The sequence below is a fragment of the Williamwhitmania taraxaci genome, from assembly GCF_900096565.1.
GTDB lineage: Bacteria > Bacteroidota > Bacteroidia > Bacteroidales > Williamwhitmaniaceae > Williamwhitmania > Williamwhitmania taraxaci.
In genome coordinates this window covers 18,378-41,607 of sequence record NZ_FMYP01000036.1, presented here as the reverse complement: position 1 = coordinate 41,607, position 23,230 = coordinate 18,378, and the positions used below count along the sequence as shown (strand labels likewise).

17 protein-coding genes and 1 pseudogene are annotated in these 23,230 nt (G+C 44.3%); 11 read left to right on the top strand and 7 right to left on the bottom strand.

Going from position 1 to position 23,230, the window contains the following annotated elements:
• A partial coding sequence (locus tag BLS65_RS10475; RefSeq protein WP_394331446.1) for a hypothetical protein occupies window positions 1-203 on the bottom strand: 203 nt, incomplete at its 3' end.
• Between the two features lie 137 nt (window positions 204-340).
• On the opposite strand from BLS65_RS10475, the pseudogene mscL reads away from it, so the two are divergent.
• Window positions 341-737, top strand: a pseudogene (gene mscL / locus BLS65_RS10470) (large-conductance mechanosensitive channel protein MscL).
• Between the two features lie 473 nt (window positions 738-1,210).
• Window positions 1,211-3,661 carry a tetratricopeptide repeat protein gene (locus BLS65_RS10465; RefSeq protein WP_170830077.1) on the top strand — a complete coding sequence of 817 codons (2,451 nt, stop codon included), beginning with the start codon at window positions 1,211-1,213 and terminating at the stop codon, window positions 3,659-3,661.
• 124 nt (window positions 3,662-3,785) lie between these two features.
• Here the strand turns inward: BLS65_RS10465 and BLS65_RS18260 are convergent, their stop codons facing one another.
• A complete protein-coding gene (locus BLS65_RS18260) occupies window positions 3,786-3,938 on the bottom strand; it encodes a hypothetical protein (RefSeq protein WP_170830076.1) in 153 nt (50 codons plus the stop codon).
• Between the two features lie 236 nt (window positions 3,939-4,174).
• Here BLS65_RS18260 and BLS65_RS10460 point away from each other — a divergent pair, with 236 nt between their 5' ends.
• From BLS65_RS10460 to BLS65_RS10445, 3 genes are all read left to right on the top strand, one after another.
• Window positions 4,175-6,628 (top strand): tetratricopeptide repeat protein, encoded by a 2,454-nt coding sequence (locus BLS65_RS10460; protein ID WP_092438718.1) that lies wholly within the window; start codon window positions 4,175-4,177, stop codon window positions 6,626-6,628.
• A 261-nt stretch (window positions 6,629-6,889) separates the two neighbouring features.
• Window positions 6,890-9,334 (top strand): tetratricopeptide repeat protein, encoded by a 2,445-nt coding sequence (locus BLS65_RS10455; RefSeq protein WP_092438716.1) that lies wholly within the window; start codon window positions 6,890-6,892, stop codon window positions 9,332-9,334.
• 350 nt (window positions 9,335-9,684) lie between these two features.
• Window positions 9,685-10,911 (top strand): T9SS type A sorting domain-containing protein, encoded by a 1,227-nt coding sequence (locus tag BLS65_RS10445; protein WP_092438712.1) that lies wholly within the window; start codon window positions 9,685-9,687, stop codon window positions 10,909-10,911.
• A 247-nt stretch (window positions 10,912-11,158) separates the two neighbouring features.
• On the opposite strand, the gene BLS65_RS10440 is transcribed toward BLS65_RS10445, so the two are convergent.
• The 5 genes from BLS65_RS10440 to BLS65_RS18255 form a co-directional block, all read right to left on the bottom strand.
• The gene (locus BLS65_RS10440) at window positions 11,159-12,481 is read right to left on the bottom strand and encodes a TolC family protein (RefSeq protein WP_092438710.1); all 1,323 of its coding nucleotides are present in this window, start codon (window positions 12,479-12,481) and stop codon (window positions 11,159-11,161) included.
• 4 nt (window positions 12,482-12,485) lie between these two features.
• On the bottom strand, window positions 12,486-14,096 hold the full coding sequence (locus tag BLS65_RS10435; RefSeq protein WP_092438708.1) for a DHA2 family efflux MFS transporter permease subunit: 1,611 nt from the start codon (window positions 14,094-14,096) through the stop codon (window positions 12,486-12,488).
• A 2-nt stretch (window positions 14,097-14,098) separates the two neighbouring features.
• Window positions 14,099-15,109 carry an HlyD family secretion protein gene (locus BLS65_RS10430; RefSeq protein WP_092438706.1) on the bottom strand — a complete coding sequence of 337 codons (1,011 nt, stop codon included), beginning with the start codon at window positions 15,107-15,109 and terminating at the stop codon, window positions 14,099-14,101.
• 103 nt (window positions 15,110-15,212) lie between these two features.
• The gene (locus BLS65_RS10425; protein ID WP_092438704.1) at window positions 15,213-15,659 is read right to left on the bottom strand and encodes a MarR family winged helix-turn-helix transcriptional regulator; all 447 of its coding nucleotides are present in this window, start codon (window positions 15,657-15,659) and stop codon (window positions 15,213-15,215) included.
• 259 nt (window positions 15,660-15,918) lie between these two features.
• A complete protein-coding gene (locus tag BLS65_RS18255; RefSeq protein ID WP_170830075.1) occupies window positions 15,919-16,086 on the bottom strand; it encodes a hypothetical protein in 168 nt (55 codons plus the stop codon).
• Window positions 16,087-16,120: 34 nt separating this feature from the next.
• On the opposite strand from BLS65_RS18255, the gene BLS65_RS10420 reads away from it, so the two are divergent.
• The 6 genes from BLS65_RS10420 to BLS65_RS10395 all read left to right on the top strand — a co-directional run bounded on the left by BLS65_RS10420 (window position 16,121) and on the right by BLS65_RS10395 (window position 23,224).
• Complete coding sequence (locus tag BLS65_RS10420) at window positions 16,121-17,197, top strand: efflux RND transporter periplasmic adaptor subunit (protein WP_092438702.1); 1,077 nt, start codon at window positions 16,121-16,123, stop codon at window positions 17,195-17,197.
• 2 nt (window positions 17,198-17,199) lie between these two features.
• Window positions 17,200-20,259, top strand: coding sequence for an efflux RND transporter permease subunit (locus BLS65_RS10415; RefSeq protein WP_092438700.1), 3,060 nt, complete (start codon window positions 17,200-17,202; stop codon window positions 20,257-20,259).
• Complete coding sequence (locus BLS65_RS10410) at window positions 20,249-21,571, top strand: TolC family protein (RefSeq protein ID WP_170830074.1); 1,323 nt, start codon at window positions 20,249-20,251, stop codon at window positions 21,569-21,571. The genes BLS65_RS10415 and BLS65_RS10410 overlap by 11 nt, the downstream gene beginning before the upstream one ends.
• A 293-nt stretch (window positions 21,572-21,864) precedes the next feature.
• On the top strand, window positions 21,865-22,428 hold the full coding sequence (locus BLS65_RS10405) for an HDIG domain-containing metalloprotein (protein ID WP_092438696.1): 564 nt from the start codon (window positions 21,865-21,867) through the stop codon (window positions 22,426-22,428).
• A gap of 242 nt (window positions 22,429-22,670) precedes the next feature.
• Window positions 22,671-22,913 carry a hypothetical protein gene (locus BLS65_RS10400; protein ID WP_092438694.1) on the top strand — a complete coding sequence of 81 codons (243 nt, stop codon included), beginning with the start codon at window positions 22,671-22,673 and terminating at the stop codon, window positions 22,911-22,913.
• A complete protein-coding gene (locus BLS65_RS10395) occupies window positions 22,904-23,224 on the top strand; it encodes a type II toxin-antitoxin system RelE/ParE family toxin (RefSeq protein WP_092438682.1) in 321 nt (106 codons plus the stop codon). Before BLS65_RS10400 ends, BLS65_RS10395 begins: the two co-directional genes overlap by 10 nt.
• Window positions 23,225-23,230: the final 6 nt, after the last annotated feature.

The following is a 23,230-nucleotide window of genomic DNA, read 5'->3' as shown; positions in this document are numbered from 1 at the left end:
ATATCCTCGGCGCATTCGCCGCCGCATAAAACCAGCATGAGGTAGGATCGAAACAAATCACTGTAGGAATACTGTGCCTTAACTCCCCGAATGCCAAGCGTTTGGTCTATGGTGTCGTAAATAGAGGCCTCCCGGATAATTTTGTCTGCAAAATTTATTCCGCCAAAAGAGTTGATGGTGTCGCTAGAATATGTAATTTTCATCCGCTACGATGTTTTCACCTAAGTAGGTGAAAATATTTTAATCGGGAAAGCCTTGTGATGATTATTATTACAGGGGTTCCCGATTATTTTATGCTTTTATGTTGCGGATATAAGGTATTAACTTAAAATAAAAAGCTATGCAAATTATTAATGAATTTAAAGCGTTTGCCATGAAAGGTAATGTCGTAGACATGGCCGTGGGTTTAATTATAGGTGCTGCTTTTTGAAAAAATAGTTAGCTCTATTGTAAATGATATCATAATGCCTCCCTTGGGCCTATTAATTGGTGGAGTGAATTTTACCGATTTAAAATTTGTAATGAAAGAGGCCGTAGGAGTTAATCCTGCTGTGACGCTTAATTATGGGAATTTCTTGCAAGTTATCTTCGATTTCTTAATAGTGGCGTTCTCTGTTTTCTTAGTTATTAAGGCAATTATTGTTGCTAAGAAAAAACAAGAAGAGGTGCCTGCTGCTCCATCTATTTCGAAGGAAGAAATATTGCTCACCGAGATTCGCGATTTGTTGAAAAAGTAAGAATCGCAGGTTATCACTTGCTACTGTAATACACGCTTTTGTTGAGCAAGCCCGCTATAGCATGCATTGCAGAGGTATAACTGCTTACGGCCACATTCAACCCCATTCGGGGGTTGAATGTATTCTGCAGCGTTTCCTTTGCGATAAAACAAACAGGGCGTGCTGCATAGCAACATGCTGTTTGATGCCAGAGGCATCGCATGGTTATAGAAAAAGAATGTGTGCCGCTGCTATCGACCCCAGCTGGGGTTGAATGTTCTCAGTTGGTTCCGTTTCTATAAACATAATTTGATCGAGATAGTCAAAAATAGAAGCAGTTTCGTCCAAAATCCAAGCTCCATCACGCTAGTTATCCTTAATGTTGATTACTTTCGAATCATTATTATCCTCAATGATATCGATAGCTAACAGTTATTGCCTATATATCTGATGTTTGGATGTATAATTGGATATGTAGTGTTAATAACAAGTATATGAATAAAAGAATACCGATACTCCTACTCCTATCTGCTTTAATGGTTGCTAATGCCTTTTCCCAAAAGGCAAATGTCGATAGCCTCGAGAATGTTCTAAAACTGCATAGCGCGGAGGATACGGTTAAGGCAAATATGCTTATTGCAATTGGACAAGCCGTTTCAACTTTCGATAATAACAAAATGTTGAGTACTGCCAGTCAGGCGCTCGAATTATCGGAAAGGTTAATGTTTCTGAAAGGACAATCGGAAAGTTTGTTTTTATTGGGTTTGTATTACAAAAATAACGATAAATCTCAGGCGCTCTACTATGCAAAACGCGCTTTGAGTATAGCTGAAAAAATAAAGTACTGGACGGGAGTTGTAAGGGTATTGAATCTTATTGGTGGGATTTATGGTTCGTTGAGCAAAATGGATTTAGCACTTGAATACTACCAGCGGGCATTGGTACTGTCGGAAGAGCTAAATGATAAACTAGGAATGGCAAAGTGCTATTCTTATATTGCGATGGAACACATAAGAGATGCTAATTATCCGAAGGCAATTCAATATTTACAGAAATCTACAAAGATCTACGAGGCATTCGACAATAGAATTGGCATTTCATCCAATCTTAGTAGTTTAGGTGTAATTTATGTAAGGCAAGGAAATTATCCACTATCGCTCGATTGCTATCAAAAATCATTAAGCATTAGTGAGGAACTAAACAACAAGGACGGGATTTCCGCTTGTTTAAATAATATTGGAAATATTTATGTCTCGCAAAACAAGAGTCAGTTAGCACTCCAAATGTATACTAAAGCATTGAATATTAACAATGAAATTGGTGATAAGGGCAAGCTTTCAGCTAGCTATTTGAACATCGGGATTATTTATCAGAAGTTAAATAATCCCAAAGCCTTGGAGTACTTCGAGACTGCATTAAGGTATTCCGAGGAAGTTTCGAGCAAATTAACAATTCCCAATATTTTATCGTCGATGGGTGATTACCATCTCGAACATAAAGATTATCCAAAAGCGCTTGATAGCTATCGACAAGCACTCAGTATAGCCAACGAAATTTCCCATAAACGTTACTCATGCAAGATAAAGTATGCAATTGGGCGCGTGTATTTAAAACAAAAAAATTACACAAACGCACTTAGTAATTCGTTGCAATCGCTAGCTATTGCAAACGAGTTAAAGCTGTTAGTTGTTCAAAAAGACCTACACGGTCAATTGTCCGAAATATATGCTGCTACTCACGATTACAAAAACGCTTATATCAATCATACACGTTACAAAGCATTAAACGACAGCCTATTCAACGAAACGAATACACAGAAGATTGCGGAACTTGAGTATAACTCAAAATACGAAAAGGAAAAACAGTCGTTAGAGTTGGCGCAGCAGAAGAAGGATGTGATCCAGGCTGCAGCAAAAAGGCAGTTGCGAATAATTATGCTTTCGCTTATTGTTGCTTTTATACTGGTTTCGCTGCTCGCCATTTATGTATACCGTTCCTACCGCATCAAACGCAAATCGAACATCCTGCTTACCCAACAAAAGCAGGAAATAGAGACGAAGAACGACGATTTGGTGCAGCTAAACGAGGAGATATCGGTTCAGCGCGAAGAGATAACGGCACAGCGCGACGAAATTGAGGCGCAGCGCGACTTGGTGGTTCAGCAAAAGGATCATATTGAAGCCCAGAAGGAGAAAATTACCGATAGTATCGACTATGCCCGGCATATCCAGCAGGCGCTTCTGCCCTCACGCGCGTATGCTACCGCCAATCTGGGCGAACACTTTATCCTCTTTAAACCCAAGGATGTTGTATCGGGCGATTTTTACTGGTGTACCCGCGTTAATGAGTATCTGATTGTAACCGTGGCCGATTGCACCGGACACGGCGTCCCCGGTGCTTTTATGAGCATGCTTGGAATCTCTTTCCTCAACGAAATAGTAGGTAAGAAGGGGGTTGTCCGGGCAAGTGACATTCTGGATCAGCTGCGCAAGTCGGTAGTGGATGCCCTACAGCAAAAATGGCAAACTGGCGAACAGAAGGAAGGCATGGATATGGCGCTGGTTGTAATTAATACCCAAACGGCGCAACTTCAGTATGCCGGTGCTCAAAACCCGCTCTATATTGTAACCGCAGGCAACGAGTTAAAGGCGATAAAAGGCGATAACCAAACCGTAGCCATTAATATTGAAATGAAACCGTTTACCAACCACGAGATAGCATTAAGTAAGGGCGACTGCATTTACTTGGCAACCGACGGCTATCACGATCAGTTCGGAGGTTTTGCCAATAAAAAATTCAAGAGAAAGCAGCTGAAAGACCTGTTTGTATCCATTTCGGCAAAACCGATGACTGAGCAGCTCATAATATTGGACAATACATTTGAGCGTTGGAGAGGCAGCGGCGAACAAATTGATGATGTCACCATACTGGGGATGAGAGTTTAGGTACATTCTTTTCCCCTTTATCAACCTAACCAACTTAAGCAGACTCAAGTTTCTAAGCATAAGAAAGGTGGAACTTATCTCCACCATTTCACATCCTTTTCAACCCCTTGTATAATTTTTTATACTAATGCACGGGTGGTGGTGGTGGATTATAGGGAATACCCTCTGATTCTTGGCTAGATTCTTCTCCAGTCGTTTGGGCTGGTTTCGCTGGCGACGATTGCTCTGGTTTCTTGTCCAGCTCGGCATTAGGCTTCGTCTCTTTTGTTTCCTTCATGGTATCTATTTTTAGTTAAATTAGGTATAGCAATATAGGAATATTTTCTATTACTGCTATCCAATAATCCCTTGTTGTTCGCCTTATATGGAAAAACCTATAGATTACTGCGTTTGATCTATTATGGGAGTGTTTTTTTTTCTTTCTTTACAAAACAAAGATAACCTGTAGTATATCTGATACTTTTGTATGGGTAAGAGCGTAGGTAGTTGCATCCTCTCAAGAAAAAACGGTATATGAACCAACGTTTACCGCTATTTCTCCTGCTCTTATTAACTTTAATGGGTGGCAAAACCCATGCTCAGCCGGCTAAGGTCGATAGCCTCGAACAGGTGCTGAAATTGCACAGGACAAATGATACCGTTAAGGTAAACCTGCTCAACCAAATTGCCTATAGCGTATATACCACCAATGCCGACAAAACGCGGAGCTATGCTACCCAAGCCGATAAGCTGTCGGATAAGCTACATTTCCGAAAAGGAAAAGCCGAAAGTCTGCGGTTAATAGGTATTAGCTACGCGAATTCCGATGAAGCAAAGGCTTTAGCTTATTTTCAAAGTGCCCTAAAGTTTTCCGAAGAAGCGGATTATCAAATAGGGATTATTAAGTGCCTAAATTCTATTGGGATTACCTTTGGGAATAGAGGTATGGATGCAAGGGCCATTGGCTGTTATAAAAAGGCCATCCGTATAGCTGAGGCTATAAATAATCCGTTGGAGAAAGCTAAATGTCTGATAAATATATCCCAAGCCTATACCCGACAGGGAAATACTGATTTGGCCATTCAAGGGTATGAAAAGTCCCTTATGATGCTTGAAGAGTTGGATGAAATGCGGCTAATGGCAAATTGTTGTAATAGTTTAGGATACCTTTATTCCAGTCAAGGTAATTACCCGTTAGCCATAGAGTGCTATCAAAAGTGCCTGAAAATATGCGAAGCGGCGAATGACAAATACGGTAGTTCAGCCTGTTTAATCAGTATTGGGTTTATTTACTCTTCTCAGAAGAACAATAAAAAGGCACTTGAGTTTTACCAAAGGGCTTTGAAAATAGGCGAAGCGATCAGCGATAAAGCAACTATTGCGGGTTGTTTAGTCAATATAGGATCAATATATCTCGATACAAATAATAAACAAGCGCTGGGATACTTGCAAAAGGCATTGGCTTATAGTGAAGATTTACAGATTATTCCATTACAGATCAATTTATTGTTAAATATTGGCATCTTCCATAAGAAACAAAATGAGTTTGGAAAGGCGTTGGGGTTTTACCATAGTGCGCTGAAGCTATCGGAAGCAAAGGGCATTAAACTCACCGCATGCCAATCCATGAATCAAATTGGTCTCATCTATTTTAATCAAAAGAGATATACCGATGCCCTATCGTATGCCCGCAAGAGTTTGGCAATGGCCAATGAGCTTAAGCTACTCAAGGAGCAAACGAACCTACACGATCTGTTTTCGGGAATTTATGCCGCAACGGGCAATTATAAGGAGGCGCTTGAGCATCAAGTGCTATTCAAAGCATTAAACGATAGCGTTTTTAACGAAGGCAACGTAAAGCGGATTACGGAGCTGGAATACAGCTACAAATACGAAAAGGAAAAACAGGCGTTAGTGCTGGAGCAGCAAAAGAAGGATATGATACAAACCGCTGCAAAACGGCAGCAGCGTATTGTCATGCTTTCGTTTATTGGTGCTTTTCTACTGGTATCGCTACTTGCCATCTTTGTATATCGTTCCTACCGCATCAAGCGCCAATCGAACATCTTGCTTACCCAACAAAAGCAGGAGATAGAGACGAAGAACGACGATTTGGTGCAGCTAAACGAGGAGATATCGGCTCAGCGCGAAGAGATAACGGCACAGCGCGACGAAATTGAGGCGCAGCGCGACATGGTTGTTCTGCAACGGGATCATATGGAGGTTCAAAAGGAGAAAATTACCGATAGTATCGACTATGCCCAGCACATTCAGCAGGCACTTTTACCCTCAACCGCGTACGCTACCGCCAATCTGGGCGAACACTTTATCCTCTTTAAACCCAAGGATGTTGTATCGGGCGATTTTTATTGGTGTACCCGCGTTAATGAGTATCTGATTGTAACCGTTGCCGATTGCACCGGACATGGAGTGCCCGGCGCCTTTATGAGTATGCTGGGAATCTCTTTCCTCAACGAAATAGTAGGGAAGAAGGGAGTTGTCCGGGCAAGTGAGATTCTGGATCAGCTGCGCAAGTCGGTAATTGATGCCCTACAGCAAAAATGGCAAACGGGCGAGCAGAAGGATGGCATGGATATGGCGCTGATAGTAATTAACACCCAAACGGCACAGCTTCAGTATGCCGGTGCGCAAAACCCGCTCTATATGGTAACCGCAGGCAATGAGTTGAGGGCGATAAAAGGCGATAACCAAACCGTAGCCATTAATAATGAAATGAAACCGTTTACCAACCACGAAATAGCGTTAAGTAAGGGCGACTGCATTTACCTGGCAACCGATGGCTATCACGACCAGTTCGGAGGTCCTGCCAATAAAAAATTCAAGAGAAAGCAGCTGAAAGACCTGTTTGTATCCATTTCGGCAAAACCAATGGCCGACCAGCGAGAAATACTACACAATGCATTGGAGAGATGGAGAGGCAACGGCGAACAAATTGATGACGTCACCATATTGGGGATGAGGATATAGGTTGCAATTCTTTGTAGTTATCAATTTCGTGCATGATATGCGGAAACCAATTGCTAACTAATGCGGAGCTTTTCTGCTAACCAATATGTTTTATACTATTTCGAAGGCCTCCATTTCCATTGGACGTGCTTTAACAAACATTCACCAATTTCTTGCATCAAGCTGATTATTTTTTGTTTACTTTATATACAATTTTCTTCAAGTATAGCTTATATCCTTCCTTTCACGGGTATTGCTTTCATCACGTTTAGTAAATAGAACATGAACAAAAGAATAACACTTCTGCTCTTATCAATTATAGTGGTTGGTAATATTTATGCACAATCTGCTAAGGTGGATAGCCTTGAAAATATCCTGAAGTTTCATAAAACGGAAGATACTGTTAGGGTAAATCTGCTGAATAAAATTGCTTACTATGTTTATAAGGACGATTCGGTTAGAACAGGAAGCTATGCGATACAGGCGGGCGAATTGGCCGATAAGCTAGGGTTTTTGGAGGGGAAAGTTGAAAGCATACGATTAGTCGGATTGACCTACTATAAATCAGATAAGTTGAAGGCCATCGAATACTTTCAGAAGGCATTGAGAAATGCTGAAGAGATAAAATATACTCAGGGAATTACCCGGTGTTTAAATAATCTTGGAATTTGTTATAAGCAACTAGGCGATAATTCAAAGGCAATAGAGTGCTATCAAAAGGGAATAAAAATATTTGAAGCGCTGGGCAACAAGATAGAAACTGCAAACTGGTTGCAGAGTTTAGCAATGATTGATCGTGCCATTGGTAACTACGACGAGGCCATTGCTGGGCTAAATAAAGTGCTGAAAATTAGTGAAGAACTAGGTGAAAAGTCGGATGTTGCCAATACGTTGAATACTTTGGGCGTTATTTATGCTTATCGGGCAAACTATCCGCTGGCACTTGACCACTTTCAACGAGCCATGAAAATAAAAGAAGAGCTGAATGATGGTTCCTTTGTGTTTACTGGTTTAATAAATGTTGGGAATATTTACCTGTCGTTATCGGATTATCCCAACGCGCTTGAACATTTCAAAAAGGCACAAAAAATGGCCGAAGCGCAGAAGAATAGTAAATGGCTTGCAAATGCATTGGCAAACGTGGGCTACACATACCTCCAAACTAACGATTCACAGGCGCTGGAATACTTTCAAAAATCTTTAATTGCTAACGATGGAAAAGACAAGTTGGTAGTAATAAACTTACAGATATACAGCGGAGACTACTACCTGCAACGGAGCGATTATAAAGAAGCAATGGCTTATTATACAAAGGCTATAAAGTTGGCCGAAGAGCTCGGAAAACAGCGATCGGTTTGTGAAGTGTTAAGCAAAATTGGCACGGTATATATGAAACAAAAAGAGTATCCCACTGCGCTGGACTACACTCAAAAGAGCCTTGCAATTGCAGTTGATTTGAAGCTGTTGGATGCTCAAAAGGATATCAGAAACCAGCTATCAGAAATATATGCTGCTACCAACGATTATAAAAATGCCTTTGCAAACTATAAACGATACAAGGAACTTAAGGATAGCATTTTCAACGAATCGAATATAAAGAAGATTACTGGTCTGGAATACACCTATAAATTCGAAAAGGAAAAACAGGCTATTGAACTTGAGCAGCAGAAGAAGGACGTAATCCAAGTTGCAGAAAAAAAACAACAGGGAATCATTATGTTTTCATTTATTGGTGCTTTTCTGCTGGTATCGCTGCTCGCCATCTTTGTATATCGTTCCTACCGCATCAAACGCCAATCGAACATCCTGCTTACCCAACAAAAGCAGGAGATAGAGGCAAAGAATGAAGATTTGGTGCAGCTAAACGAGGAGATATCGGCTCAGCGCGAAGAGATTTCATCTCAGCGCGACGAAATAGAGGCACAGCGCGATTTGGTTGTCCTGCAAAAGGATCATATTCAAGCACAGAAGGAGAAAATTACCGATAGTATCGACTATGCCCAGCACATTCAGCAGGCACTTTTACCCTCAACCGCGTACGCTACCGCCAATCTGGGCGAACACTTTATCCTCTTTAAACCCAAGGATGTTGTATCGGGCGATTTCTACTGGTGTACCCGCATAAACGAGTATCTGATTGTAACCGTTGCCGATTGCACCGGACATGGAGTGCCCGGTGCCTTTATGAGTATGCTGGGAATCTCTTTCCTCAACGAAATAGTAGGGAAGAGGGGAGTTGTTCGGGCAAGTGAGATTCTGGATGAGCTGCGCAAGTCGGTAATTGATGCCCTACAGCAAAAATGGCAAACGGGCGAGCAGAAGGATGGCATGGATATGGCGCTGATAGTAATTAACACCCAAACGGCACAGCTTCAGTATGCCGGTGCGCAAAACCCGCTCTATATGGTAACCGCAGGCAATGAGTTGAGGGCGATAAAAGGCGACAACCAAACCGTAGCCATTAATAATGAAATGAAGCCGTTTACCAACCACGAAATAGCGTTAAGTAAGGGCGACTGCATTTACCTGGCAACCGATGGCTATCACGACCAGTTCGGTGGTCCTGCCAATAAAAAATTTAAGGGAAAGCAGATGAAAGACCTGTTTGTATCCATTTCGGAAAAACCGATGGCCGAGCAGCGAGAAATACTGCACAATGCATTTGAGAGCTGGAGAGGCAGCGGCGAACAAATTGATGACGTCACCATATTGGGGATGAGAGTCTAGTGGTAACATCAATTGGCGCAACAGCTAACGTTCCCAACTTTAAGCAAGGCGTTATGCTCAGTAAGAACTTCACCACCATTATGAGTAATAACGACGAGCAAATAAGAAGCGTTCCCGCGACGTTTGTTTTGTGGCTTAATAGTAGTTTCGCTACGCGGAAATTTCGCCGTAGGCGATTTAGTATTGTAGGAAAAGTAACCTTCAACCATTGCATGCCTCTTAGCGGTTTAACAAAATATTGCAGTAGTTTTGCGTTTCTTTAGACGGGAAGCAGTCTTAATCGCTAGAGAACCCAAGTGCATAAAAACCTCCGTCTTGTCATTTATAACGGAACGATAAAAAGAGATTGTATGATACCTAAAATAGCTAAACCATTCCTTTTTCTTATCCTGTTTGTATCGGCAGTAGCAGCATTGCAAGCACAGAGCCCCGATAAGATCATGGTAGTAATAATTGATGGCGCTCGCTATTCGGAGACACTTGGCGATCCTACCCATAGGTTTACTCCTCAAATGTGGAGCTTGGCGCAGCAAGGCACCACAATCAGTAATTTTGCTAATAACAACTATACCTATACTTCGCGAGCCATTCCTGCCCTTTGGTGTGGTGCTTGGACCGACGTTCAAAACATAAACTACCAAGGTTCAGATACTCAGCAGTCCGTTCTTCCTACTATCTTCGAGTATTACCGGAAAGATAAAAAGTTGCCATCTACCGAGTGCTACTCCATATCAAAATACCTCCCAAGTTTATGGCGTCCCAGCTACGATCCCGATTATGGGGAAAGTTATTGGCCAGCATTTCAATCCGTGGGTAGTAACGACAGCGATGCTGCAACACAGACGCAAGTGGTAATGGATCGCTATCATCCGCATTTCTTATGGGTTTACCTCGATAATGTCGATCATGAGGGCCACTCCGGAGATTGGTCCAAATACACCAGAGCGATTTTTATTGCCGATAGTATTGTGGGTGTCCTTTGGGCAAAGCTGCAAGCCGATCCTTTTTACCGGAATTCTACAACCCTTATCGTTACCAACGATCATGGACGTCACGATGATCAGCACGGAGGCTTTCAGGGACACGGTTGCAGCTGCGATGGCTGCCGGCACATTCAGTTTCTTGCAGTAGGGCCATCCATAAAGCAAAACTATGTATCGACACAGTATCGCACAATTCCCGATATGGTTGTTACTGCTTCATTCCTTTTGGGCGTTAACCCAGCAAAAGCAACGGGTAGTGTGATGCATGAGATTTTTACCTCCACTGGTATTGCCGAGGAGTCCAATCAAGATTTCCAACTTAAGGAATGTTCGCCAAATCCATTTATTAACAGCACATCCATTCGCTATTTTCTAAGCAAGCCCAGTGATGTTCAGTTGAGCATCCACTCCGTTTCGGGAGAACGAATTACACTGTTGAAACGCGAGAACCAAAATGTTGGTCTCAATTCCATCGAATGGGATGGCACAAATAATCAAGGGTTGAGGGTCAACTCCGGTATCTATTTTTACAGGCTGCAGGTTGGAAACCAAAGTAAAGCTGGGCAGCTGATCTTTTCCAGAACTGCTCATTAGCATCCATCATCATCTGTCCCTTTACTCTTTTTCACCATTCATGCTTAAACCTTTAACTTTCCCCCACCTGCACCGCATTTAATCTTGCTACCAAACTCTCCTTTAACCTTTAACCTTTCACGCACTAAGCCCTCTTTACACCATTCACTATTCACCATTCACTTCTCACGCACCAAACCCTCCTTTAACTTTTAACCCTTCACGCACTAAGCCCTCTTTTCACCTTTCACCTTTAACTTTTAACTTCTTAATACAGCCTCTCCCCAATTGCCGCCTTCAGTTTATAGAGGCTAAGGGTATAGTCTATCTTCGATTTGAGCAGCATCAGATGGCTCTCCGAAACAACGGTTGAGCCTTCGAGCAGTTCAATGTTGGTAATTACACCCGAGTCGAATCGAACCTTTGCTAGCGCATAGGCTTGGGTTGCATGCTCCAGCTGTAGCTCCGATTGAACTACCTTCTTTTGCGAAGCCATAACGTTGGCCTGCGTCTCCACTACCTCGCTCACAAGATTCCTGCGCGCAATCTCCACTTCCTGGTCGGTAACCTGAATTGCCGATTTGGCTTGAGTGCGACTGTATCGGTTGCGCTTACCATCGAACAACGGAACCTTTAAGCCAATACCCGCAACAAAGTTCATCTTAGCGGCATACTGATCGGGGATATACCCATTCTTAATGCCACCCGAAACAAAGGCGTTGAGCACGGGATTGTTTTGCGAACCAATGAGGCTATAGCGCAGCTCCATCAGCTTAACCTTCTCTCTTACCAGCTTCATCTCGTCGCGGTTTTGCATGGCAGTGGATGTAAGCGTATCGCTCTGTAGGTTGGGCATAGCAATGCTCATCTCATTCTTTACTAGTTCCACGGTTGCTTCGGGTTTTCCCAGCAGCAAGTTGAGCTGGCACACCTGCACCCGATGGGCGGTTTCGAGATCGGTTTTCTGGTTCTCGATAGCAGATATCCTTACCTGAGTGGTGAGAACCTCATACTGCGTGGCCGATCCTGTGGCCTGTTTCTTTTGGATATAGCTAAGGTGCTCATTCAGGGTGTTGAGTTGTTCCTGCTTTATCTTAATGGCCTCTTGCAGGTATACTAGGGTGAAATAGTTACCAATAACCGCCTGCGAAAGTTTCTGTTTTACCTGTTCCATTGAGCGAAGCATGATTTTCTTTCCCTGCTGCTCTAGCGAAATATTTTTCTTCGTCTTGCCAAAATCGTAAATGGTCTGATTCACGTTGATGGTGGCCGAATAGTTATCCTTGGGCATCAAGCTGAAGGTTCCCAAACCGGGTAGGGTCATTTCCGATACCGGTCCAACGCGCGAGTAGGCTGTCGTAAAGTCGACGTTGGGCAGGTAATTTGCCTCGGCAAAACCAATTTTAGCATCGGAGGCGTTAACCTCTTCTATGGTTTGCTTCACCAGCGGATGATTTTGTATCACTTCGCTAATAATACTGCTGAGCGAGAGCGAATCGGCAGATTGGGTCTCTCCTTTTGCACTTCCTGTGCAGAGTGTTCCTGCCAGCGGAAGCATGAAGAGTATGTATCGATATGTTTTACAAATCATAGGATTATGCTTTAACGGATGTCTTTTTATTTTTGGTGCGCATAATAATCACCGGCACGGCACCCAGAATGGTAATAATGGCGGCAATCAAGAAGTCGTCGTTAATTCCCTCAATGTATGCTTGTTTGGTGAGATGCGAAATTATCATATACTTGCCCTGTTGAGCAGCGGTGGCCATGCTTCCGCCCACATGTTGTTGGGCAAAGTAGGCTAGGTTGGTTGCCACGTTTTTAAACTCTTCCGATCCCGCTTGAATAGCGTTGCTAAACACCTGCATGTGAAAGTTTACACGTGTGGTAAGAAGGGTGGTAAATATTGCTACCCCGAGGCTGCCTGCCAACTGACGAATGGTATTGGTGATACCCGATGCCTGCGCCATTTTCTCTTTCGGCATGGTTAGCAACGACAGCGTGCTCAATGGTGTAAAGAGAACCCCCATGCCAAATCCTCTCAGGTAGAGCGAAGTCATAATAAAGCTATGCTCGGTGAGATACGAAAGCTGCGAGTTGAGAAAGAAGCTAAAGGCCATTATCACTACACCTATTATAATAGGCGCCTTGGGACTGAACTTATCGGAAATCTTTCCTGCAATAGGCGACATAATCCCTTGGATGATCCCCACTGGCAGAAATACTGCACCTGCCTGAACGGCCGTATAACCCATGGAGTTCTGGAGATAGAGGGGGAGCAGGAAGGTGCTTCCAAACATCCCCATGCTGAATATCATCATCACCAAGTTACCCATACCGAAGTTGTAATCCTTCAGCAGCCGTAGCTCGATGAGTGGATTCGGGATGGTGAGTTCTCGGGTGAGAAATACTGCCAAGGAAATTGCCGAGATCGCAAAGCAAATCAGGATGTAGGGTGCTCCCCATCCGGCCGAGTTGGTTGCTGCACTTCCCTCCGATAGGGCATAAAGCAATACCGGAAGAAATGTTATCACCGAAACAAAGCCGATTAAATCGAACTTTCCTATTCGTGGATTTATAAACTCCTTCTGAATAAGTATGGTGAATACCATTGCGGCTATACCAAACGGAATGTTCACATCGAAGATCAGCTGCCAGCTGAAGTGATCGATGAGGTATCCACCAATGAGCGGACCAAACGATACCGATGCCGCCGCCGAAATGGCCCAGAAACCCAGTGCCACCCCTCGCTGGTGCGGTGGGAATTCGCGCGTGATAATAGCCATGCCCAGCGGCTGTATGGTTCCTGCTCCCAACCCTTGAATGATACGGGAAAAGATAAGTGTATTCTCATCGTGCGAGATGCCGCAGAGCATGGAGCCCAACGTAAACATCATCACCCCGATAAAGTAGAGTCGCTTATAGCCAAACTTGTCGGCCAGCCAGCCAGAGGTGGGAAGCATCACTGCCATAGCGAGCATATAGGCAGTAACAACCCATTGAATCTTGTCGATTCCAACGCCAAACGATGCCATAATCTTGGGCAACCCCACGTTTACGATGGTACTGTCCAGCACCGCCATAAAAGTGCCGAGCATGATGTTGGCCAGCACAAACCATTTGTAGTTGGGGTGGCGGGGATGAAAGCTGGAATTGCGGTTGCGTAGTTTACGGCGCAACCGGTGCGAAGCAGAAACTCCTCGCATTCCTAGCGAACAATTTTAACGATTGCCGACATGCCCGATAGGATGCGGTAGTCCGATAGCTTTCCTCCATCGGCTACTCCGTCAATGGATATCTTGATTTGTACACGCTGCGTTACCTTGGTAAAGTTGCCAGAGGCATTACTGGCGGGAATCAATGCGAATTGTGCTGCCGTATTGGAACCAATGGTTGTTATCTTGCCGGTAAACGTTACACCTGGAAAGGCGTCGAGGGTAAATATGGCGGGCTGCCCAAGCTTAAGGCTTCCCATCTTCGTCTCTTCTAGGAAGATGTTGATCCATAGCTTGCGGTCATTTACAATAGTAAAGATCGATTGTCCTGCTTGCGCAATATCACCGGGCATTAACCACCGTCGCCCAATAACCCCTTCGGATGGAGCGTATAGCGTTGTATTTCCGAGCTGCGTTTTTATAACGTTAATCTGTGCACATGCACTCGCCACGGCAGCGTGGGTGCTTCTTATTTGGGCACTCGATACGGCCGCTTGCGAATGTGCTGCCTCAAGTTGAGCCTGTGCCATCTCTAAAGCCTTCTTGGCATGATCAAACTGCTCTTGCGTAATTACATCTCCTTTATGCTGAGTCTTTGCGCGGTCGAAGTCGTCTTGCGCTTTATTCAAGGAGATCTCCAGTATCTTGCTGTTCTTAATGTCGAACTGATACTTTGCTTCCGCTTGACCGATGGCCGCCTCTGCCTGCAGCTTGCCTGCAATAGCCTGATTCTTTTGAGCAATAAGATCGGTGCTGTCGAGCACCGCAATCAGCTGACCCTGCTTAACGGAATCGCCTTCCTCTACCAACTCCCGATTGATGCGTCCAAGCATCTTAGAGCTTATGGCAACATTGTCGCTATTCACGTTAGCATCATCGGTGGTAATATATTTCGTGTAGTCGATATACCAAACGATACCGCCACCAAGCACCAGTAGTATTACTAGTATAAGGGGGATATATACTTTTAAGTTCTTCGGTTTTTTTACGCGATTATTTTCCATAAATATGTTTTTTCAGTCTTGTTTTTAATGGGAATGGGAGTTCTCTTGGTAGAGTTTGTGGTAAAATGATGGTGTTGGTTTATCAGATAAACCTGTTTCGTAATTATTGTTTGGATAGGATCGAAATCAGAATATCCTTAACCTGTTGCGAGGCAACCGAAAGCTGCTCAAGTTCCTCCTCGCTCAGCAATAGAAGTTTGTCTTTTAACGATTCGGTAGATGCCATTTTAATCTTCTCGAAGTTTGTTAGCCCTTTCTTTGTGAGTGATATGTTGATAATGCGGCGATCGTTGGGATCGTTAGTTCGTGCCACATATCCTTTTTCGATTAGCTTGTCTACAATTCCGGTTATGTGCGGTTTTGGCATTGCAAGGCATTTACCAATGTCCGTCATGGAAAGAATACCGTGACGTTTCAAACTACCCATTACAAACATCCCCCCGGGCGTAATCGAACTTATGTTCCGCATAGGCTTCGAGATGCTTTTGTAGAGTAGGGGGTGAATCGTAATCAAGTTCTCGGCAATAACTTCAATCTTCGTTTTGATCACTGGAAAGGTTTGTTTTTTATAATGGTTACAAAAGTATAACTATAGTTTCGTTTTTTATCCAAAACGAAACAAAAAGTTTCTCAATTATTTTTGTTGGAGACTATATGGTTGCTGTATCGAGCATTGAGTTATTCTGATAACCTGTGTTTTATCTTCCACCAAACTCTCTTTTCACTTCTCACGCACCAAACCCTCCTTTCACTTTTCACCTCTCACCTTTCACCCCCGATAAATCGGGATCGTCGTTGCTCTCCGATTTTCACTTTCCCCCACCTGCACCGCATTCAATCTTGCTACCAAACCCTCCTTTAACTTTTAACTTTTCACCTCTCACCCCCGCAAGTAATCCCCCGCTCTGTTGTCTAAAGTAAATGTTTAGGAATCTCTTTTCTAAGGAGGCTAATCCTTTTTGAATTACTTTTGTCATAATCACTGCAACGAATAAATTAACGATACGATATATGAGATTAAAGCAGCTGTTTGTTGGAAGCGCCATCCTTATGGCAATAGGGCTCTCTTCATGTGGAGAGTCGAAGAAGCAATCTGGTGGTCCGGGTAAGGGTGGCAAAGGCCCTGTGATGGTAGATGTAATACTAGTGGAGTCGAAGACAATGGAGCGCAACCTCGTGGTGGCTGCAACCATACTCCCCAACGAGACGGTTGAGCTGCAAACCGAAACTTCCGGTAAGCTCATATCGCTAAACCTCAACGAAGGTGCGCTGGTAACTCAAGGCACGCTGCTAGCACAAATCAACGATAGCGAGATTAAGGCCAAGCTGCAAAAGTTAAAACTCGATGAGAAGCTGGCTGCCGATGACGAAGGTCGCAAGAAAAAACTGCTGGATATGAAAGCACTCAGCCAGCAAGATTACGATGCCGCGTTGAATAACCTAGAAGGAATTCGTGCCGACATCGCACTCGCCAAAGCACAGCAGGAGAAGACACAAGTTCGGGCTCCGTTTAGTGGGCGCATTGGACTTCGTAAGGTGAGCCCCGGTGCTTACGTCTCCACCAATACAACTATTGCCACGCTGGTTCAGGATAATCCACTAAAGGTGGAATTTTCGGTTCCCGAGCGTATTGCTCCTTACATAAAAAATGGTCTTCAAATAGAACTTGCAGTAGGTGAAGGGAAAGCAACACAGAAAGCCGTTGTGTATGCAACGGAATCGTCTATCGACCAGTCTACACGCTCTCTTACGGTTCGCGCCCGATGCTCAAACAACTCAGGAAGAATTCTTCCCGGATCGTTTGCAAAAGTGTCATTGAGTTTTCAGAATCTGCCCAATATGATGGCTGTTCCTCCACAGGCACTCTACCCAACGTTGAATACTCAAAATGTGTTTATCCTTAAGAATGGAGTGGCCAAGTTAACTCCTGTGGTGCTAGGTGATAGAACATCCACCGAGGTAGAGATTTCATCGGGTATTAGCGTTGGTGATTCTCTGATTATCTCCGGTCTCAATACCATAAAAGATAGCATGGCAGTTAAGGCAATAGGGGCAAAAGGTAGTAAACCATCGAAAAAGAGTAAGTAACAATGAATATATCTTCACTAAGTATTAACAGGCCTGTATTGGCCTCGGTAATATCAATTGTTATATTGCTCTTTGGAGCAATCGGGTTTTCCTACCTTGGCGTTCGGGAATATCCTAGCGTTGATCCTCCAATTGTTTCGGTTTCTACCTCTTACACTGGAGCCAACTCCGATGTAATGGAGGCGCAAATTACCGAACCGCTCGAAGCATCTATCAACGGTATTGCCGGTATTAAATCGATTACCTCCAGTAGTTCCGACGGCCGTAGCAACATCACCATCGAGTTTGATCTTGGAATGGATATGTCCGATGCGGCAAACGACGTTCGTGACCGTGTGTCCCGGGCCATTCGTAACCTTCCTCCCGATGCCGATCCGCCCATTGTAACTAAGGCCGATGCAAACTCTGATCCTATCATGTCGCTCACCATACAGAGTAGCAAGCGCGATCTGCTGGATCTTACGGATATTGCAAATAACGTAATCAAGGAACGGCTCCAAACTGTTCCCGGTGTAAGCGGAATTAATATTTGGGGCGAGAAGAGATATGCCATGAGGTTATACTTGGATCCTAAAAAGTTGGCTGCATATGGCATTACTCCGTCTGATATTAAAACCGCCCTGTCGCGTGAGAATATTGAGTTGCCCACGGGTCGTGTTGAGGGCTATTTTACCGATTTGTCTATCCGCACGCTCGGCCGGCTTGAGACACCAACCGAATTCAATAATCTAATTATTAAGGAGAAAGACGGTGTTGCAGTAAAGATGCGCGACATTGGTAGAGCCGATTATGCTCCTGAAAATGAGCGTTCCACTTTAAGAGGGAATGAATTAATCCCTATGGTTGGGGTTGCTATCAGCCCGCAGCCAGGTTCCAACTATATCGCTATCGCCGATGAGGTTTATAAGCGAATGGATCAGATCAAGAAAGAGCTCCCGACCGATATTGTGGTAACCAACGCCTTTGATTCTACTATATCAATTCGCAAAGGGATCACCGAAGTAGAAGAGACTATTTTGTTGGCTTTTGGTCTTGTAATTTTAGTAATTTTTATCTTCCTCCGGAGTTGGCGAACCACCCTTATTCCAATGGTGGCGATTCCAATATCGCTTATTGGATCATTCTTTGTTATGTATATTGCCGGCTTCTCCATCAATCTGCTATCACTCTTAGGAATTGTGCTGGCAACCGGATTGGTGGTGGATGATGCTATTGTGGTGCTCGAGAATATCTACTCGAAAATTGAGCAGGGGATGGATCCCTATAAGGCAGGTCACAAAGGGAGCCATGAGATTTACTTCGCTATTATCTCTACCACTATTACGCTGGTTGCCGTATTTATGCCCATTCTATTTCTTCAAGGAATTACTGGAAGGTTGTTCCGCGAGTTCGGTATGGTTGTAGCCGGGTCAGTTCTAATTTCGGCGGTGGTATCGCTTACGCTTACCCCCATGATGTGCTCTCGAATGCTAAAGGGAACGCATAAGCGCGAGGGGCGTATACTGGGCCCTATTGGACGTGGAATAGATAGATTGTCAGAGAGCTATGGTCGCTCACTCGATAAGTTTATAGGGAAGCGATATCTTGCCTATGTTGTAATGGCCATTTCCCTTCTTATTTTTGTTTTTGTGGGCAGGCTTATTCCTTCCGAATTGGCTCCAATGGAGGATAAGAGCCGTTTTAGCATCTCTGCTACTGCTCCTGAAGGAACTTCATTTGAGGCAATGGATGGCTACATGAAAGAGTTAGCCGCCTACGTTGATACGATTTCAGAGAAGAATGCAATAATAGCACTGACCGCTCCTGGTTCAGGCAGCAGCAACAGCGGCTTCGTTAGGGTAATGCTGAAGCAACCCAACGAGCGCATGCGCACCCAAGCGGACATTGCCGATCAGGTGTCGGCTTACCTAAAGGGCAAGCCATTTGCACGGGCATTTGTTACCCAGGATCAAACCATCAGCACCGGCAGGGGCGGTGGTTTGCCTGTTCAGTTTGTGGTGCAGGCTGTAAACTTCGAGAAACTGAAAGAGGCTGTTCCTCTGTTTCTGTCCAAGGCACAAGCCGATGGTCGTTTTCAGGTAGTGGACGTTAACCTTAAGTTTAATAAACCGGAGCTGGTAGTTAGCATCGATCGCGATAAAGCCCGTGCTTCAGGAATTACTGTTGTCGATATTGCGGAGGCGTTGCAGCTCTACTTCAGCGGTCAGCGGTATGGCTACTTTATTAGGAATGGGAAACAATACTATGTGATAGGACAAGCCGATAGGCAATTCCGCGACGATCCTTCCGACTTGTTAGGGATATACCTTAGATCCAGTAGTGGTAAACTGGTGGATTTGGGTAGCTTGGTAACTACCTCGGAACAGAGTATTCCTCCGCAACGATACCGTTACAACCGATACGTTGCAGCTACCTTTAGCGCATCGCTGGTTCCCGGCTATACTCTTGGACAAGGAATTGACGCAATGCGCGAAATATCTAAATCAACGCTCGACGATACCTTCTCCACAACGCTTACCGGAACATCTCAACAGTTTGAGGAGAGTTCCAACAGTATTTTCTTTGCCTTTTTTCTTGCACTGGTGTTGGTGTATCTTGTTTTGGCTGCTCAGTTCGAAAGTTTCCGCGACCCGCTTATTATCATGTTTACGGTGCCGTTGGCCCTGGCTGGTGCTATTCTTTCGCTATGGATATTTGGCCAGACGTTAAACATCTTTAGCCAAATTGGAATTATTGTGCTGGTGGGTATTGTTACCAAGAATGGAATTCTAATTGTAGAGTTTGCTAACCAGAAAAAGGAGCAAGGAATGAACCGTATTGAAGCTGTTCAGTTTGCTGCTCGTCAGCGGTTACGCCCCATCCTAATGACCAGCTTGGCAACTATGTTTGGAGCACTGCCAATTGCGCTGGCACTTGGTGCTGCTTCCACTAGCCGTGCGTCCATGGGTATTACCATTATTGGTGGATTGCTCTTTGCGCTTATTCTCACACTCTATGTGATTCCTGCGCTCTACACCTATATTTCAACTGTAAAGCCAAATGTTATTAGCCATGAAGAGTAATATGTCTTCTCTAAAATATATAATACTGATGATGTTGCTACCGATGATAGCAACCGCACAGGATACGCTCACCTTGAACGATGCCCTGCGCATGGGGCTTGAGAGCAACTTCTCCATTCGTATTGCTCGCAACGATGCTTCCATTGCCAAGAATAACAGCTCGCTTGGAAATGCTGGGTTTCTTCCAAAGGTTGATGCTACAGGAAGTGCAACGCAATCGAGTATGGATATAAAGCAAGACTTAGCCAACGGTACATCTGTTGAGAGCAATGGCTACAAAACGCAAGGATTGAATGCCGGCGTGCAGCTTGGCTGGACGCTATTTGATGGCTTTGCCATGTTTGCTAACCGTGAGCGGCTTTCGCTGCTCCGCGACTTAGGCGACCTTAGCGCACAAATAGCGGTTGAAGATGTTTCGGCTTCCATAATTATTTCGTATTGCACCATTGTGCAGGAGCAAAAGTTGCTTGAGAACTATAAGGAGATACTTAGCCTTTCGCTGGAGCGGTTAAGCGTGGCTCGCCAAAAGGCCTACATTGGTTCTGGTTACCAGCTGGCCACTATGCAGGCCGAGGTCGATTATCGTGCCGACTCGTCGCAGCTGCTTTCGCAGCAGAGTAAGATTGCCAACCTGAAGGTAGAACTGAATAAAACGCTAGGAAGAGCTCCCGAAACTCAATTTGAGGTGGAGCGTGCTGTTCCAACAGCGCAGGCAATTGTGCTCGACGATATTTACACAAAACTCGATGCGCAGAACAAGGATTTGATGGTGGCCAAACTCAACCTTCGGATAAAGGAGGTTGCCGTAAAGGAGGCTAATGCAGCTCGCTACCCAAGGGTAACGCTGTCGTCGGCCTATACTTTTTCGCGAAGCGAAACACCATCCGGAACCACCGAAGTGTATCGGAGCCTTGGTCCATCGTTCGGACTGGGTGCGTCGGTTACCCTTTTCAACGGAATGAATGCTAATCGAAATGTAAAAAACGCACGGTTGCTTAGGGAGTCGCAGGAGATTCGTTCTACTCAAACAATTATTGATGTTAGGGGTGAAGCGTTGAAATACTACAACGACCTTACTCTTGCTATTGCGTTGGTTGAAGTGGAACAAAAATCGACCGATTTGTCGAGAACCAACGTTACTGTGGCCCTCGAAAAGTATAAGATTGGAATGATTAGCGACCTTGAGTTGCGCGACGCTCAAACTCGTTTGCTTAACTCTGAATACCGCTACCTAAATGCTCAGCTAAAGGCTAAAACAGCCGAGGTAAACTTGCAGGTGCTTATGGGGGCAATTGTTGTGAAAAGTGAATAGTGAAAGGAAGGCCTTGTGCTTGAGAATTCAATTTGGATATGAAAGAAAAGCGTGGGCGATTTGTCCGCGCTTTTTTGTTGTGCGCCACACTCAGCAGCATTGCTGCGAACTATTTGTAGAATAGTAAAGGTTATTAACCAATGGCGGCGCGCACTGCTGCGGTAAAATGCAATTGTCATTGTTGCGCCGCCTTCTTCACACCCAATAATAGAGCACACCTAAAGTTTATAGCCTCTCTTTGCTCTTTTTCATATTTTTTTGCACCTTAGCCTACCATTAAATCAACCTATACTATGAACACCTACACTCGAACCCAAGCCCTCGAACTGCTCCATAAGCACGTATCCAACCCACGTATGATTGCTCATAGCCTCGCTTCGGAAGCGGTGATGCGCGCCTTAGCCATTAAACTGGGCCGCGATGAGGAGAAGTGGGGCATGGCCGGACTGCTTCACGACATTGATATCGATATTTGCGACAACGACATGTGCCGCCATGCCAACATGGGTGCCGATATGCTGCTGGAACTGGGCTTCGATCCCGAGATTGCCGAAGCCATTCGGATGCACAACGAGAGTGCGGTGAACCGAACCCGAACCACCGAGTTTGAACACGCCCTTGCCGCCGGCGAAACCATTACAGGCCTCATCTTTGCCACTGCCTACGTTTACCCCGAAAAGAAAATCTCGGTGGTTAAGGCCAAATCGATTGTAAAGCGCATGAAGGAGAAAGCCTTTGCCGCCTCGGTAAGGCGCGAAAGCATTCTGGAGTGCGAGCTCATTGGAGTCCCCATGGCCGACTTTGCACAGCTCTCCATTGATGCGCTGGTGCCAATTGAGGAGGAGTTGGGGTTTTAAACAGAAGAAGTTAAAAGAATGGGATGAAGTTTAAGAAGGTGGACGAAGGGTGCATCATTTCTTTGCAGATTACCAAATCATCTCTGTGTAAAAACTCCGTGTTCTCTGTGGTTAAATTTTTATTCTACCTAATAATGAGAAATGCGCCATATACTATTCCTTATACTTACATCATTCTGTTCAATATTAACTTAGCCCCTTTACTGGAGTAGTGAAATTTCCTATATTTGAAGAAAAAAATCATGAACATAGAAGCAAGAAAACTGAGTCTTGTTCAAGAGTTCCTGCGGGTTTCGGACGAAGAGGTTATTGCTAAACTCGAGCAAGTGCTTCGTGATGAGCGAAAGAAGAAGTTGGAGAAGGAGTTGAGCCCCATGACCATGGAGGAATTCTATGGAATGATTGATAAATCAGAGGACGATATTAAAGCAGGCCGAGTTAGCGAAGCCAGAGAACTACTTAAAAAGGTCGACAAATGGAAGTAAAGGTCCTTTGGTCCGATACTGCACTAGGTCAACTTGAAGATATTTACTCCTATTACAAAGAAAAAGCAAGCCCTACGGTAGCTCGGAAGATAGTCAAGAAATTAATTGAAGTGTCATTAATTCTTGAGTCAAATCCGATGGTTGGTGTTTTGGAACCCCTGCTTAAGGGTAGAGTTTATGGAAAGGAGTATCGATTTTTAGTTGAAAAAAATTACAAGATCATCTACTGCTTTAATGCGAATATTGTTGAGGTTATGGCTGTTTTCGATGCCAGACAAAATCCTGAAAAGCTTAAAGCGTTGACGGATTAGGATTAC